Raw genomic sequence first — 13,656 nt, forward strand, 5'->3', positions numbered from 1 at the left:
ATGATCATATCTGATAACGAGCCATGGCCATCATCGGTGGGCAGCGACGTGCTCGCGCAGGTGCTCGTGGATCTGGGACGTCGCGAGGCGGAGGCGCTCGCGACCGGGGACGCCGGCGGGCGCCTCGACGGAGAAGGGGTCGCCGAACGCCACCACCATCCGCGCACCCGGTCGGGGCAGCGACCCGGCACCTCGTCCGGGAGCGCGCGTGCCGACGCAGGCCACGGGCACGACCTGCGCGCCGGTCTGCAGCACGAGCCAGGCGGCGCCCTGCTGCACGGCGGCGACCTCTCCGGTGCCGCGGGTGCCCTCGGGGAACACGCCGACCACTCCCCCGGCGTCCAGGACCGTGCGGGCCGAGGCCAGGGCCTGGCGGTCACCGGTCGTGCGGTCGACGGGGATCTGGCCCAGCCGCAGCAGGAGGCGACCGACGCGGCCGGCATACAGCTCCTGCTTGACCAGGAAGTGCGGGGTCCGGGGCGCGACCGCGGCGACGAGCGGGCCGTCGAGCACCCCGCTGTGGTTGGCGACGAGGACCACCGGCCCCGACGCGGGGAACGACGCGCGCCCGAGGACGGACAGGCGATAGAGGCGCAGGACTCCCCGCACCGCCCGGGCCGTCGCCCCCATCAGCCGGTCGCTCGCGATGGCGGGGTCGAGCTCGCGGCGGTCAGTCACGGATGCGGCCCAGGTCGGACGCGATCTGGTCCAGCACCGCCTCGACCGAGCCCTGCAGCGTCAGGTCGGAGGTGTCGATCGTGGTGACGCCGGGTGCGGCCTGCATGAAGCTCGACACGGTCGAGTCGTCGCGGTCGCGGCGCACGATCTGGTCGCGGGTCGCCTCGACGTTGGCGGTGGAGGCATTGCCGTGCAGCTCGGTCGAGCGTCGCGCGAGGCGGGCCTCCTCGCTGGCGTAGAGCAGGATCCGTACGTCGGAGTCCGGCGCGACGACGGTCGTGATGTCACGCCCCTCGGCGACGACGCCGCCGCGCTCGCGCCCGACCAGCCCGATGATCTCGCGCTGCCGCCGACGCAGCTCGGCACGCACCTCGAGGTTGGTGGCGACGGCGCTGACCTGGGTCGAGATCTCGGTCGTGCGGATGGGCACGGACACGTCGGTCCCGCCCACCTCCACGCTCGGCGTCTCCGGGTCGGTCCCGATGGTCAGCGGCATGGTCCGGACGGCGGCGGCCACGCCCTCGGCGTCGGTCAGGTCGACGTGCTGGTCGAGGCACCACCAGGTGGCCGCGCGATACATCGCCCCGGTGTCGAGGTAGCCGTAGCGCAGCCGCGACGCGACCGCTCGCGCGACGCTGGACTTGCCCGACCCCGAGGGCCCGTCGATGGCGACGACGACCAGGTCAGGGCCGTTCATGTGGTCGCCTGGCGGGGTCGGTGCGGGGGTCTGCGAGGCGCTGCTGGTCATGCCCGCGAGCCTAGTGGATCCGCCATCCCGTGGACCGCAGGTGGTCGCGCAGCCGGTCGCTCGCGGCGGGCAGCACCGACACCTCGGCCAGCGCGACCGGGTGACCGACGGCGTGCTCCAGGTGCAGGTCCTCGATGTTGATGCCCGCGTCGCCGACCTCGGCGAACAGCCGCCCCAGCGAGCCCGGCTCGTCGGGGATCACGACCGTGACCACGTCGTATGCCGTCGGCGCGCCACCGTGCTTGCCGGGGACGAGGGCACGGCCGCGGTTGCCGTCGTCGAGGAGCCGGGCGAGCACGGCCCGGGCACCGGGAGCACCAGGGGCGGGGGCGTACCGCCCGCCGAGCGCGTTCGCGTGCTCGCCACGACGCTCGCCGTGGGGGCCGTCGTCCGCGCCGCTCGTCGAGGCCTCGTCGGCCAGCGCGGCGAGCGCGTCCAGGGCCGCGGCGAGGTCCTCCTGCACGTCGAGCAGCACCTCACGGACCCCGGCGGCGTTGCCCGCGAGGATCTGGGTCCACAGCTGCGGGTCGCTGGCGGCGATGCGGGTGACGTCCCGCAGGCCCTGGCCGGCGAGCCCCACGGCGTGCTCGTCGCGGTCGCGCAGGCGCGCGGCCGTGAGGGTGGCCATGACCTGGGGGACGTGCGAGACGGCCGCGACCGCCGCGTCGTGCTCGTCGGCCGTCATCACGACGACCTCGCCCCGGGCGGCGGCGGCCAGGGCGCGCACGGCGTCCACGGCCTCGGGGGCCGACCGTGGCGTCGGCACGACGACCCACGCCCGGCCCTCGAACAGGTCGGGCCGTCCGGCCACCGCGCCGGATCGCTCGCGCCCCGCCATGGGGTGGCTCCCGACATACCGCTCGACGGACCCGGGGCCGGCGAGGGCCGCGACCCCGGAGGCGATGGCGCCCTTGACCGAGGCGACGTCGGTCACCGCGGCCCCCGGCCAGCGCTCGAGCTGCTCGGCAACGACCCGGGCCGCCACGTCCGGGGGCGCGGCGACGACCACGACGTCGGGCGTCTCGTCGTCGATGGTCCCGGCCCCGAGGTCACGGGCAAGGGCCGCCGCCGTCGGGGACGGGTCCTGCAGGCTGACCTGCCACCCGGCGGCGCGCAGCGCAAGGCCGATCGACGTGCCGATCAGGCCGGTGCCGACGATCCGGGCTCGGGTCACAGCTGGGCCGCGTCGTAGAGCGAGGACACCTCGGCGCGCGTGAGGGCCCGCATCTTGCCGGCCTTGAGGGTGCCGAGGCCGACCTCGCCGACCTTGATGCGGACGAGGTTGAGCACCGGGTGGCCGACCGCCTCCATCATGCGGCGGACGACGTGCTTGCGGCCCTCGTGCAGGACCACCTCGACGACGGCCTTGCCCGGCGAGGAGTCGACGACCTTGAACGAGTCGACGCGCACGGGACCGTCCTCGAGCTCGACACCGTCGCGCAGCTGCTGCCCCAGGTCGCGCGGCAGCGGGCCGGGGACCTGCGCGAGATAGGTCTTGGTGACGCCGTACGCCGGGTGCTGCAGCCGGTGCGCGAGCTCACCGTCGTTGGTCAGCAGGAGCAGCCCCTCGGTGTCCTGGTCGAGCCGTCCGACGTGGAAGAGCCGCTGCTTGCGGCCCTCGCCGAGGTAGTCGCCGATGTCCACGCGGCCGAGCTCGTCGTGCATGCTCGTCACGACGTTGAGCGGCTTGTTGAACGCCAGGTAGACCTTGCTCTCGTCGAAGATCACCCGGTCGCCGTCCACGTGGACCTGCTGGGTCTCGGGGTCGACGCGCACCCCCATGTCGGTGACGACGTGGCCGTCGACCTGGACGTGCCCCTCGGCGATGAGTCGCTCGCAGGTGCGGCGGCTGCCGACGCCGGCGCTCGCGAGGAGCTTCTGCAGGCGGGTGCCCTCGGGGTTGTGCACGTCGACGTAGGGCTCGGTGGAGCGGGCGCGCTGCGGCTGCTGGGCGGCGCGACGCTGCCCGGCGATGCGCTTGGCCCCGGGGCCCATGCGGCGGGGGGCTCCCGGCGCGCTCGAGCGGCTGGTGCCGCCCGACCCACCTGAGCGGCCGGCGCCACCCGTGCCTCCGGTGCCGCCGCGGCGGCCTCCGCCGGCGGACCCGGATGACCTGTTGGACCTGTTCGGCTGCGGACTCATGTCAGCGCCCCTGTTCTGCGATCTCGTCGAGGATGTCGGTGTCTGGCAGGTACGGCGCCAGGGCCGGCAGCTCGTCCAGGCTCGAGAGGCCCATCCGCTGCAAGAAGTAGGGGGTCGTGCCGTAGAGCACGGCCCCGGTGGTCTCGTCGTGGCCGGTCTCGGTGATCAGGCCACGGGTCATGAGGGTGCGGATCACGCCGTCGACGCTGACGCCGCGGACCGCGCTGACGCGGGCCCGGGACACCGGCTGCCGGTAGGCGATGACCGCCAGGGTCTCCAGGGAGGCCTGGGTGAGCTTGGCGCGCTGCCCGTCGAGCAGGAACTTCTCCACGGCCGGGGCGTACTCCGGGCGGGAGTAGATGCGCCAGCCACCGGCGAAGTCCCGCAGCTGGTAACCACGCGAGCCCTCGTCGTACTCCCGGGCCAGGTCGACGAGCTGCTTGCGCACCTGGTCGAGGGGGACCTCCAGCGCGGCCGCGAGGGTGCTCTCGTCGATCGGCTCCTCCACGACCATGAGGACGGCCTCGAGCGCACCGCGCAGCCCGGCCGGGAAGTCGCGGACGTCAAAGACCTCCTCCTCGACCTGAGGTTGCGGCTCGACGGCCTGCACCTCGACCTGAGCCTCAGACATTCGTCTGCCCTCCTTCGTGGTCCTGACCAGCAGGTATGTCGTTCGCCGCCGCCAGGGCGGCCTCCGCCATGAGGCGCTGCTCCTCGTCGCTGGGGTCCCCGTCGCGCTCGGTCACGGATTCGCCGCCCGCGAGCACGGCGGCGGCCACGTCGGCGGCTGCAGCCATGTCGGCGGCGTCGAACTCCCCCGTGATCTCCACGTCCTCGCGGTCCTCGCCGGTCCACCGCACGTCGAGCTCGCCCAGGGCCTCGGCCTGCTCGAAGGACACGACCGCCTCCTTGAACAGCTCGAGCAGGGACAGGAACCGTGCGACCACGACGAGCGTGGAGTCGGCGTCGGCGACCAGGGACCGGAAGGACATCGTGCCGTGCGAGCGCAGCCGGCCCACGACGATCGACGCCTGCTCGCGCACCGACACCTGAGCGGCGTGCAGGTGGGCCAGGCCCACGGTCGGCGCCTCGCGGGGGGTGAGCGCGCGGGCCGCGATCATGGCCAGCTGCTCCGGCGTGACGGCCATGACCAGCTCGGGCAGCAGCCGGGCGAACTGCGGCTCGAGCCCGGCCTGGCGTGCCGTGATGCGGCCGTGCGTTGACATGCGCTCGGCGAAGGCGCCGGCGATCTGCTTGTAGGCGCGGTACTGCAGGAGCCGGGCGAAGAGCAGGTCACGCGCCTCGATGAGGGCGAGGTCCTCCTCGTCGTCGGGCCCCGAGCTGGGCAGCAGGCGCGCGGCCTTGAGGTCGAGCAGGGTCGCCGCCACGAGCAGGAACTCCGAGGCCTGGGAGAGGTCCCAGTCCTGCCCGCCCTCGTCCGCGGCCTTCTGGGCAGCGCGGATGTGGGCGATGAACTCGTCGGTGACGGTGGCCAGCGCGATCTCGGTGATGTCGAGCTTGTGCTTGCTGATCAGCCCCAGCAGCAGGTCGAACGGCCCGTCGAAGTTGTCCAGGTGCACCTCGAACGGCGTGACCGCCGCTCGTCGGGTGATGACGCCGCCCGGCGTGGCCTCCGCTGCCCGACCTGGCTCGGTCATGACGCTCAGGCGGCACCACCGCGGGCGATGAGCTCCCGCGCCAGCCGGCGGTAGGCCTCGGCGCCGCTGTGCGCGGACGCGTAGGTCGTGATCGGCTCGGCGGCCAGGGTGGCGTCCGGGAACTTCACCGTGCGGCTGATGACGGTGTGGAAGACGGTGTCGCCGAAGTGGTCGACCACCGAGCGAACGACCTCGCGGCTGTGCAGCGTGCGGCCGTCATACATCGTCGCCAGGATCCCGTCGATCTGCAGGCGCGGGTTGAGCCGGTCGATGATCTTCTCGATCGTCTCGACCAGCAGCGCCACGCCGCGCATGGCGAAGAACTCGCACTCCAGCGGGATGACGACGCCGTGCGCCGCTGTCAGCGCGTTGACGGTGAGCAGGCCGAGGGACGGCTGGCAGTCGATGAGGATGACGTCGTAGTCGTCCATCACCGGGCGCAGCACCCGCGCCAGGATCTGCTCGCGCGCGACCTCGCCGACCAGCTGGACCTCGGCGGCGGACAGGTCGATGTTGGCCGGGATGATGTCGACGTTGTCGGTGCGCGTCGGCTGGATGACCTCGCGCACGTCCAGGCCGCGCTCGACGAGCAGGTTGTAGATCGTGGTGTCGAGGTCGTTGGTGCGGATTCCGAAACCCACGGACAGCGCGCCCTGCGGGTCGAAGTCGACCATGAGCACCTTGCGCCCGAGCTCCGCGAGCGCCGCCCCCAGGTTGATGGTGGTGGTCGTCTTGCCGACCCCGCCCTTCTGGTTGCACATGGCGATGACGCGCGCCGGGCCGTGGCTGGTGAGCGGCGGCGGCTCGGGGAAGTCGATCATGGGTCGGCCGGTCGGGCCCATGTTGCCCTCGAACACCCCGTCCGTCCCGGGGAGGACGTCATGACGCGGCGACTCGTAGGCGCTCGGCTGCTGCTGGGTCTGCTCCGGGTGGCTCACCGGTCGATCATCTCCCACGCTGGTGCGGCGGTCTGCGTCGCGCAGATCAGTCACACGTGACCATACCGTGACCACGGTGCGTGATCACACTCCGGTCACGTGGTGACCTGTGCGAGCGCGCCGGCGACCTGCAGGGCGACCTCGTCGACCACCTCGGGTCCGGCGCCGCGACCGACGACGCTGGCGCTGCTGCTCTGCGCAGAACCCGCGCTCGAGCTCCTCCTCGTCCGGCTCGGGCATCGGGTTCTCCGCCTGCCACCGGGCGAGCTCGTCCTCGGTGAGCGGTCGATCGGTGAGCGGGGCGTATGGCGCGGAACCGCGCGGCAGCTGACCGCTCGTCGGCACCATGGGGGCCATCGGCGACCGTCGCCGCAGGTAGCTCTCCGCAGGAGGCAGCGCCCACCACACCAACCACTCGGGCAGCATCACGCCCTCATCCTAGGGATGAGCGCCCTGGTCGCCGCACCCCACCCGCGACCTCAGCGAGCACGAGGGTGGGACTCGGCAAAGACCTCGCGGAGCCGTTGGACGGTGACCTGGGTGTAGATCTGCGTGGTCGTGACGCTCGCGTGCCCCAGCAGCTCCTGCACCACGCGGACGTCGGCGCCGCCGTCGAGCAGGTGGGTGGCGAAGGAGTGCCGCAGCGTGTGCGGTGACAGGTGCTGGTCGAGCCCGGCGCGCTCGGCCGCGACCTGGATGACGGCCCACGCGCTCTGCCGGGACAGCCGGCGACCGCGCTGGTTGAGGAACAGGGCGGGTCCGCCGGATCCCTTGGCGGCGAGCAGGGGGCGGGCGCGCACGACATACGCGCCGATCGCCCCGCGGGCGAAGGACCCGAGCGGGACGAGCCGCTCCTTGCCGCCCTTGCCGAGCAGCCGGACGGCGGCCTCCTCCTCGGGCACGTCGGGCCCTGGCAGGTCGTCGAGGTCGAGCCCCACCGCCTCGGAGATGCGGGCGCCGGTGGCGTAGACGACCTCCAGCAGCGCACGGTCGCGCAGGGACACCGGGGTGTCGCCGACGGAGGCCGCCTCGAGGAGTCGCTCCACCTCGTCGATGCGGATGGCCTTGGGCAGCCGCGTCCCCACGGCGGGTGGCCGCACCTCGCGGGCGGGGTCGACCTGGGTCACGCCCTCGAGCAGCAGGAACCGGTGCAGGCCGCGCACCGCGATCAGGGTGCGGGCGGCCGAGGACGCCGACAGGGCCGTGCGCCCCGGCGCGTCACCCTCGCCCGGCGCCGACGTGCGCAGGTGCGCGAGGAAGGACGCGACGTCCTCCTCGCGCACCTGCGCGATGTCGGTGATGCCGCGCTGCTCCAGGTAGGCCTGGTAGCGGCGCATGTCACGCCCGTAGGACGAGAGCGTGTTGTCGGACACGCCCCGCTCCACGGTCAGGTGGTCGAGCCACCCACGGATGGCGCGCTCCGGCTTCAGCGCAGCACCTCGTCGACCGGCGTGCACTCCAGGTCGAAGGCCTCCGCCACGCCGGGGAAGGTCACGCGGCCGTCGTAGGTGTTGAGCCCCAGCGCGAGCGCGTGGTCGGCCTCGAGCGCCGCGCGCCAGCCCTTGTCGGCGAGCGCCACGGCATACGGCAGGGTCGCGTTGGTGAGGGCGTAGGTGGAGGTGTTGGCCACCGAGCCCGGCATGTTGGCGACGCAGTACATCGTCGAGCCGTGCACCTGGTAGACGGGGTCCGCGTGGGTCGTGGGCCGCGAGTCCTCGAAGCAGCCGCCCTGGTCGATGGCGATGTCGACGAGCACCGAGCCGGGGCGCATCTGCGACACGAGCTCGTTGGTGACGAGCTTGGGGGCCTTGGCGCCGGGCACGAGGACCGCGCCGATGACCAGGTCGGCCGCCCGCACGGCCTGGGCGACCTCGAGCGCGTTGGAGGTCACCGTGTTGAGGTGGCCCTGATAGATCGCGTCGAGGTAGCGCAGCCGGGCGATGTTGATGTCGAGCAGCTTGACGCGGGCGTGCATGCCCACGGCGATCTGCGCGGCGTTGAGGCCGGCCACGCCGGCGCCGAGGACGACGACGTTGGCGCCCTGCACGCCGGGCACGCCGCCCATGAGGACGCCGCGTCCGCCGTTGGTCCTCATGAGGTAGTACGCGCCGACCTGCGCGGCCAGGCGGCCCGCGACCTCGGACATGGGGGCCAGCAGCGGCAGCGAGCGGTCGGGGAGCTGGACGGTCTCGTAGGCGATGCCCGTGACCTTGCGCTTCATGAGCTCCTCGGTCAGCGGCCGGTCCGCCGCGAGGTGCAGGTAGGTGAAGAGGGTCTGGCCCTCGCGCATGCGGTGGTACTCGGCCTCGATCGGCTCCTTGACCTTGAGGATCATGTCGGCCTGCGCCCACACCTCGTCGGCCGAGTCGATGATGGTGGCCCCGGCCGACGTGTAGTCCTCGTCGGTGATGGACGACCCTGCGCCCGCGGACTTCTCGACGACCACCTCGTGACCGTGAGCGACCAGCTCGTGCACACCCGAGGGGGTGATCGCCACACGGAACTCGTTGTTCTTGATCTCGCGGGGGATGCCAACCAACATGTGCTCTCTCCTGTCCACGCCGGGGACGCCGTCGGCCCCGTGCTCGACCGGCTCCGGAGGGATCGCCCCCGTCGCCCGACACTCGCGAGTCTAGCCACGGGGGTGTCGCCCCCTCCTGCGGGGTGGGGTCCCGGTGACACTGGGCCCATGACGCTGTATGCCGCCGCCCCGGCCCGACGACTCCGACAGGTCCTGGGCGACCTGCTGCTGATCGGGTGGATCGCCTCGTGGGTGTGGGTCGGGCGCCTGGTGCAGGACACGGTGGTCCGCCTCGCCGACCCCGTCGTGGGGATCCAATCACGGGCGAGTGACCTCGGTCGCACCATGCGCGACGCCAGCTCGTCGGTCGGTGACCTGCCGATGGTGGGCGACACGCTCAAGGTGCCGTTCGACAAGGCGTCGGGCACCGGCGACGGCATCGCGCGGTCGTCGGGCGACCTGGTCGCGCAGATCCAGCAGATCGGCTGGCTGCTGGGCCTGCTCACGGCGGCCGTCCCGATCCTCCTCGTCACCTTGTGGTGGGTGTCACGGCGCGTGGCGTTCGTGCGGGCGGCGACGGCCGCGCAGCGCTACGTCGACTCCGAGGCCGACCTGGACCTGTTCGCGCTGCGCGCCATGGCCCGTCAGCCCCTCGAGCGCCTGACCCGCATCTCGCCCGACCCGGTCGGCGCCTGGCGCCGCGGCGACCCCGAGGTCGTGCACGCCCTGGCGCTGATGGAGCTGCGCGAGCAGGGCCTGCGACCCCCGCCTCCGCGCGCCGCCTCCCCGCGCTGAGCCCCAGGACCCCGCCGACCGGTCACGTCCCGGCACCCACCCCCGCCCGTCCCTGACCAGTCGGTGGACGGGCGGCGGCCGTGGCGCGTGCCGCGAGCACGGCCATGGCGTCCACGAGCTCCGGTGGCGAGACGACCTCCACCGCGTCGGCGAGCGCGAGGACGTGCCACGCCGCCCCCATCAGGTCGTCGGTGCCCGCGGTGAGGACGCAGCGGTCGGGCCCGTCCTCGGTCACGACGCCGATGGTCGGGGGCACCTGGTCGCGCACCGCGTCCGCCGGGGCGGACAGGCGGACGACGATCGTATGGCGCTGCCCGCGCGTCCCCAGGGCCTGGCGGACGTGCTCGGCCGGGTCGGGGCACGGCCGGGGCGTGAAGCGCCAGGTGGTGACGTGGACGTCCGAGGTCCGGTCCACGCGAAAGACCCGCCATTCGTCGCGATCCAGGTCCCACGCCAGGAGGTACCACCGTCGCCCCGCCACCACGAGGTGGTAGGGCTCGACGCGTCGCTCGCCCGTCTCGCCGCCACGCTTGACGTAGCCGAAGCGCACCTGCACGCGTCCGCGCGCCGCGGTGGCCAGGTCGGTGACGGCGCCCACGTCGACCCGCGCTCCCCCGCGCGCCAGCGCCACGGTCGTCTCCTGCACCGCGGCCACCCGCTCGCGCAGCGGCGCGGGCATCACCTGCTCCAGCTTGCCCAGCGCCCGGACGGAGGCGTCGCCGATGCCCTCGACCGTGGCCTGCGTGGCCAGGCGCAGGGACACCGCGAGCGCCACGGCCTCGTCGTCGTCCAGCAGCAGCGGGGGCAGCTCGCGTCCCGTCACGAGGCGGTAGCCGCCACCGGTCCCCGCCGCCGACTCGACGCGATAGCCCAGGTCGCGCAGGCGCTGCATGTCACGGCGCAGCGTCCGGTCGGTGACGTGCAGGTCGGCGACCAGGTCGGGGCCGGCCCACACGGGCCTGGACTGGAGCAGTGAGAGCAGGCGCAGCGCCCGCGCGGTGGTGTCCGCCATACGTCCCATCCTGCCGGACACTGCGGACAGAAGGTGTCCGCAAGGGGCGCGACAGTGAAGCCATGAACACGACACGGACCACATCGCCGCTCGACTGGGCCGCTCAGCTCGACGAGCAGCTGCACTGGCACTGGACGCACCAGCTGCGCGCCAGGCTCGACGGGCTCACCGACGACGAGTACCTCTGGGAGCCGGCCCAGCCCGCCTGGACCATCCACCCGGGCGAGCCGACCACCATCGACTTCGCCTATCCCGAGCCGGTGCCCGCCCCGGTCACGACCATCGCGTGGCGGCTGGCCCACGTCATCGTGGGGGTCCTCGCCATGCGCAACCACGGCCACTTCGGCGGACCGCCCGCCGACTACCAGTCGTGGACCTATGCGACGACGGCCGACGGGGCGCTGGCCCAGCTGGACGACGCCTACGACGCCTGGCGCGCCGGGACCACCGCCCTCTCCCCCGACGACCTCGCCGCACCCTGCGGTCCCACCGAGGGCCCGTATGCCGACCTGCCACTCGCCGCCCTGGTCCTCCACATCAACCGGGAGGTCATCCACCACGGCGCCGAGATGGCGCTGCTGCGAGACCTCTATGCCCGCCGAGACATCCTGACCGGCAAGGGGATCCGCTGATGTACGCACCCACCACCGACCCCGAGCTCGCGATGCTGGCGGGCTACGCCGACTCCCAGGTCGACGCGCTGCGCGCCTCGCTGCGTGGCCTCACCCACGAGCAGGCAGCCGATCACCCCGCCCGCAGCCGGCTGAGCCTCGGCGGGCTCGTGCGGCACACCACCTGGGTGCTGCGCCAGCACGCCGGGTCGGGACGACCGGGCGACTTCTCCGAGGAGGGTGTCGCCGCGTTCATGGACACCTTCGCCTTCGACGACCGGCACACGGTCGACGGCGTCCTCGCCGAGCTGGACGCCGCCCGCGCCGACTGCCGGGCCCGCACCCTGGCCTCCGACCCGGACGAGGAGTCCCTGCAGCCCCCGGCACCGTGGAACGGCCTCCCGGCGATGACGGCCACCCGACGCTACGAGATGCTGCACCTGGTCGAGGAGCTGGCGCGGCACGCGGGCCACGCCGACATCCTCCGCGAGCAGCTCGACGGCGCGCTCGTGCCCGACCTCGAGGCAGCCGAGGCAGGACGGTCGGTGTGGGAGCCGGCCGTCACCTGACCGCCGGAGCATGGACCGGGGGCGGCGTCGATCGGGCGAGGTCGCGAAGGCGATGTCGATCGGGCGAGATCGCTCAGGCGAGGTCGCTCAGGCGAGCTCGGCGTCGTCCTCGCGCGGCCGGTAGCGCCGCCCCACCACCATCCGCCCCACCACCAGGCCGACCAGCAGCAGGTAGGTCCCCAGCAGCACGGGGACGCTCCATCCGGGCGTCTCGCCGCCGGGGCGGTGCGCGGCGATCCCGATCTGCACGTCGACGGCCGTCAGCAGCCCGACGGTCGCCGCGACGAGCAGCACTAGGTCCTCGCGCACCAGCCGCTCGAACCTCACCAGCCGGCGCGGCCGCTCGAGCCACCACTGCTTGTGGGGCACATTGATCCCGTCGGGCCACACGAGGGCGAGTCGCGAGAGCCAGACCATCGGGTAGGCGAGGGCCAGCGGCAGGAGCACCGACATCGCCAGCGCCGTGCCGCGGCTCGACCAGTCGTCGGGGACCGTGCTGCCCGACCAGTGCGTCGGTACGCGCTCGGGCAGCGTCGCGACCAGCCACACCAGGGTCGTCAGCCAGGCGAGGGTCGCCACCGCGATCGCGAGCCGCGGTCCCCACGACGCCGGTTCGCGGGGCAGGTCCCGCGCCTCGCGGGCGACGTCCTTGCGCGCAGCCTCCCGCTGCTGCCACGTCTCCCCGGTCTGCGTCATACGGCCAATGTATGACGACCCACCCAACCCGGCGTCGCGGCAGCCGCCCCGGACCACCTGCATCCCACCTCGGGATGCAGGCGCGGTAGGATGACGCCATGTCCTATCAGATCGCCGTCCGCCTGCCGGACGAGATGGTGACCTACCTCGACCGGGCCGTGGCCGCCGGCGAGGTGCCGAGCCGGGCCGCGCTGGTCGCCGTGGCGATCGAGCGCGAGATGCGTCACCGGGCCGCCGTCCGCGACGCGGCGATCCTCGCCGAGCACGGCGCGGGCGACGATCTCGACGACCTCGTGACGTGGTCCGCGTCCTCCCTCGACCTGGACCGCTGACGGTTGTGCGGGAGATCTGTCTGGCGCGCGCCGACAAGACTCGGCCCGTGCTCGTCCTCACGCGCGAGGCCGCCCGAGGCGCCATGACCAAGGTGACCGTCGCCCCCATCACCTCCACCGTCAAGGGCCTGAGCAGCGAGGTCCCGGTGGGTCGCGCCAACGGGCTGGACCACGCGGGCGCCGTGTCCCTCGACAACGTGGTGACCATCCCTGCGTCACTGCTCGGACGCACGCTCGGATTCCTCACCGACGACCAGGAGCATCAGCTCGCGCGAGCGATCGTGCTCGCCTACGACCTCGACGTCCCCCTTCTCGGCTGACGCCACCCCCGCCCATCGACCGCGCTACACCACTATCGGGGACTCAACTCGCGCCCCGACCTCCGCGCCCAAAGGTGCCCCGTCGGGGCAGGCAGAGCCCTGACGACGTCGCTTTAATCGATCGACGCGCCCCGACAGGGCACTTCCCGTCGGCTAGCCGCCGTAGGCTCAACCCGACGCACCCCGACAGGTCACGTCCCGTCGGGTCGCGGCCTCGGGCTCAACCCGACCCGGCCCGGCAGGTCACTACCTGTCGGCTGGCGGCCTCGGGCTCAACCCGACCCGCCCCGGCAGGTCACTACCTGTCGGCTGGCGGCCTCGGGCTCAACCCGACCCGCTCCGACAGGTCACGTCCCGTCGCCCAGCGGCCTCGGGCTCACCCGGGCGCGCCCCGACAGGTCACTTCCCGTCGGCTAGCCGCCGCGGCTCAACCCGACCCGCCCCGACAGGTCACATCCCGTCGGCTGGCGGACTCGGGCCCGACCCGACCCGCCCCGACAGGTCACATCCCGTCGCCCAGCGGCCTCGGGCTCACCCGGGCGCGCCCCGACAGGTCACTTCCCGTCGCCCAGCGGCCTCGGGCTCACCCGGGCGCGCCCCGACAGGTCACGTCCCGTCGGCTAGGGCGTGTCTCCC

At 73.2% G+C, this 13,656-nt stretch carries 17 protein-coding genes; 5 read left to right on the forward strand and 12 right to left on the reverse strand.

The window, feature by feature from the left end; all coding sequences use genetic code 11:
* Nucleotides 1-30: 30 nt before the first annotated feature.
* From B4E97_RS04200 to ald, 10 genes are all read right to left on the reverse strand, one after another.
* Complete coding sequence (locus B4E97_RS04200; protein WP_239262446.1) at nucleotides 31-678, reverse strand: lysophospholipid acyltransferase family protein; 648 nt, start codon at nucleotides 676-678, stop codon at nucleotides 31-33.
* Nucleotides 671-1,375 carry a (d)CMP kinase gene (gene cmk, locus B4E97_RS04205; RefSeq protein WP_286958812.1) on the reverse strand — a complete coding sequence of 235 codons (705 nt, stop codon included), beginning with the start codon at nucleotides 1,373-1,375 and terminating at the stop codon, nucleotides 671-673. Before cmk ends, B4E97_RS04200 begins: the two co-directional genes overlap by 8 nt.
* A gap of 61 nt (nucleotides 1,376-1,436) precedes the next feature.
* The gene (locus B4E97_RS04210; protein ID WP_239262448.1) at nucleotides 1,437-2,600 is read right to left on the reverse strand and encodes a prephenate dehydrogenase; all 1,164 of its coding nucleotides are present in this window, start codon (nucleotides 2,598-2,600) and stop codon (nucleotides 1,437-1,439) included.
* On the reverse strand, nucleotides 2,597-3,421 hold the full coding sequence (locus tag B4E97_RS04215) for a pseudouridine synthase (protein WP_019285723.1): 825 nt from the start codon (nucleotides 3,419-3,421) through the stop codon (nucleotides 2,597-2,599). The genes B4E97_RS04210 and B4E97_RS04215 overlap by 4 nt, the downstream gene beginning before the upstream one ends.
* Before the next feature lie 148 nt (nucleotides 3,422-3,569).
* Entirely contained in the window at nucleotides 3,570-4,199 is a 630-nt protein-coding gene (gene scpB, locus B4E97_RS04220) for an SMC-Scp complex subunit ScpB (RefSeq protein ID WP_286958804.1), read from the reverse strand.
* Nucleotides 4,192-5,226: a segregation and condensation protein A gene (locus B4E97_RS04225; protein ID WP_286958805.1), complete on the reverse strand. Its 1,035-nt coding sequence runs from the start codon at nucleotides 5,224-5,226 to the stop codon at nucleotides 4,192-4,194. Before B4E97_RS04225 ends, scpB begins: the two co-directional genes overlap by 8 nt.
* A gap of 5 nt (nucleotides 5,227-5,231) precedes the next feature.
* Nucleotides 5,232-6,068, reverse strand: a complete 837-nt coding sequence (locus tag B4E97_RS04230; RefSeq protein ID WP_084412477.1) for a ParA family protein — start codon at nucleotides 6,066-6,068, stop codon at nucleotides 5,232-5,234.
* A gap of 180 nt (nucleotides 6,069-6,248) precedes the next feature.
* Nucleotides 6,249-6,593, reverse strand: coding sequence for a hypothetical protein (locus tag B4E97_RS04235; RefSeq protein WP_286958806.1), 345 nt, complete (start codon nucleotides 6,591-6,593; stop codon nucleotides 6,249-6,251).
* 50 nt (nucleotides 6,594-6,643) lie between these two features.
* On the reverse strand, nucleotides 6,644-7,621 hold the full coding sequence (xerD, locus tag B4E97_RS04240) for a site-specific tyrosine recombinase XerD (RefSeq protein ID WP_414632782.1): 978 nt from the start codon (nucleotides 7,619-7,621) through the stop codon (nucleotides 6,644-6,646).
* Entirely contained in the window at nucleotides 7,591-8,706 is a 1,116-nt protein-coding gene (ald, locus tag B4E97_RS04245; RefSeq protein ID WP_286958807.1) for an alanine dehydrogenase, read from the reverse strand. Before ald ends, xerD begins: the two co-directional genes overlap by 31 nt.
* 147 nt (nucleotides 8,707-8,853) lie before the next feature.
* Here ald and B4E97_RS04250 point away from each other — a divergent pair, with 147 nt between their 5' ends.
* Nucleotides 8,854-9,480 carry a hypothetical protein gene (locus B4E97_RS04250; RefSeq protein WP_029210540.1) on the forward strand — a complete coding sequence of 209 codons (627 nt, stop codon included), beginning with the start codon at nucleotides 8,854-8,856 and terminating at the stop codon, nucleotides 9,478-9,480.
* A 22-nt stretch (nucleotides 9,481-9,502) separates the two neighbouring features.
* Here the strand turns inward: B4E97_RS04250 and B4E97_RS04255 are convergent, their stop codons facing one another.
* Nucleotides 9,503-10,492: a helix-turn-helix transcriptional regulator gene (locus B4E97_RS04255; protein WP_286958809.1), complete on the reverse strand. Its 990-nt coding sequence runs from the start codon at nucleotides 10,490-10,492 to the stop codon at nucleotides 9,503-9,505.
* A gap of 62 nt (nucleotides 10,493-10,554) precedes the next feature.
* Here B4E97_RS04255 and B4E97_RS04260 point away from each other — a divergent pair, with 62 nt between their 5' ends.
* Together B4E97_RS04260 and B4E97_RS04265 are read left to right on the forward strand one after the other, a co-directional pair.
* Nucleotides 10,555-11,124: a DinB family protein gene (locus B4E97_RS04260; RefSeq protein ID WP_286958810.1), complete on the forward strand. Its 570-nt coding sequence runs from the start codon at nucleotides 10,555-10,557 to the stop codon at nucleotides 11,122-11,124.
* Entirely contained in the window at nucleotides 11,124-11,672 is a 549-nt protein-coding gene (locus B4E97_RS04265; protein WP_019285712.1) for a DUF664 domain-containing protein, read from the forward strand. Before B4E97_RS04260 ends, B4E97_RS04265 begins: the two co-directional genes overlap by 1 nt.
* Before the next feature lie 87 nt (nucleotides 11,673-11,759).
* Here B4E97_RS04265 and B4E97_RS04270 read toward each other — a convergent pair whose 3' ends face one another.
* Nucleotides 11,760-12,368, reverse strand: coding sequence for a DUF1648 domain-containing protein (locus B4E97_RS04270; RefSeq protein WP_029210536.1), 609 nt, complete (start codon nucleotides 12,366-12,368; stop codon nucleotides 11,760-11,762).
* A gap of 98 nt (nucleotides 12,369-12,466) precedes the next feature.
* Between B4E97_RS04270 and B4E97_RS04275 the strand changes: the two genes are divergently transcribed.
* Both B4E97_RS04275 and B4E97_RS04280 read left to right on the forward strand, forming a co-directional pair.
* Nucleotides 12,467-12,700, forward strand: coding sequence for a hypothetical protein (locus B4E97_RS04275; RefSeq protein ID WP_286958811.1), 234 nt, complete (start codon nucleotides 12,467-12,469; stop codon nucleotides 12,698-12,700).
* A gap of 5 nt (nucleotides 12,701-12,705) precedes the next feature.
* Complete coding sequence (locus B4E97_RS04280; RefSeq protein WP_019285710.1) at nucleotides 12,706-13,020, forward strand: type II toxin-antitoxin system PemK/MazF family toxin; 315 nt, start codon at nucleotides 12,706-12,708, stop codon at nucleotides 13,018-13,020.
* Nucleotides 13,021-13,656: the final 636 nt, after the last annotated feature.

Source organism: Arsenicicoccus sp. UBA7492 (assembly GCF_002479615.1).
Lineage (GTDB): Bacteria > Actinomycetota > Actinomycetes > Actinomycetales > Dermatophilaceae > Arsenicicoccus > Arsenicicoccus bolidensis.

Bases quoted from the DNA above. Each gene is read 5' to 3' on its own strand.
- B4E97_RS04250 (WP_029210540.1), top strand. From the start codon at position 8,854: ATGACGCTGTATGCCGCCGCCCCGGCCCGACGACTCCGACAGGTCCTG.
- scpB (WP_286958804.1), bottom strand. From the start codon at position 4,199: ATGTCTGAGGCTCAGGTCGAGGTGCAGGCCGTCGAGCCGCAACCTCAG.
- B4E97_RS04225 (WP_286958805.1), bottom strand. From the start codon at position 5,226: ATGACCGAGCCAGGTCGGGCAGCGGAGGCCACGCCGGGCGGCGTCATC.
- B4E97_RS04230 (WP_084412477.1), bottom strand. From the start codon at position 6,068: ATGGGCCCGACCGGCCGACCCATGATCGACTTCCCCGAGCCGCCGCCG.
- B4E97_RS04275 (WP_286958811.1), top strand. From the start codon at position 12,467: ATGTCCTATCAGATCGCCGTCCGCCTGCCGGACGAGATGGTGACCTAC.
- B4E97_RS04265 (WP_019285712.1), top strand. From the start codon at position 11,124: ATGTACGCACCCACCACCGACCCCGAGCTCGCGATGCTGGCGGGCTAC.
- B4E97_RS04215 (WP_019285723.1), bottom strand. From the start codon at position 3,421: ATGGGCCCCGGGGCCAAGCGCATCGCCGGGCAGCGTCGCGCCGCCCAG.
- cmk (WP_286958812.1), bottom strand. From the start codon at position 1,375: ATGAACGGCCCTGACCTGGTCGTCGTCGCCATCGACGGGCCCTCGGGG.
- B4E97_RS04260 (WP_286958810.1), top strand. From the start codon at position 10,555: ATGAACACGACACGGACCACATCGCCGCTCGACTGGGCCGCTCAGCTC.
- B4E97_RS04270 (WP_029210536.1), bottom strand. From the start codon at position 12,368: ATGACGCAGACCGGGGAGACGTGGCAGCAGCGGGAGGCTGCGCGCAAG.
- B4E97_RS04255 (WP_286958809.1), bottom strand. From the start codon at position 10,492: ATGGCGGACACCACCGCGCGGGCGCTGCGCCTGCTCTCACTGCTCCAG.
- ald (WP_286958807.1), bottom strand. From the start codon at position 8,706: ATGTTGGTTGGCATCCCCCGCGAGATCAAGAACAACGAGTTCCGTGTG.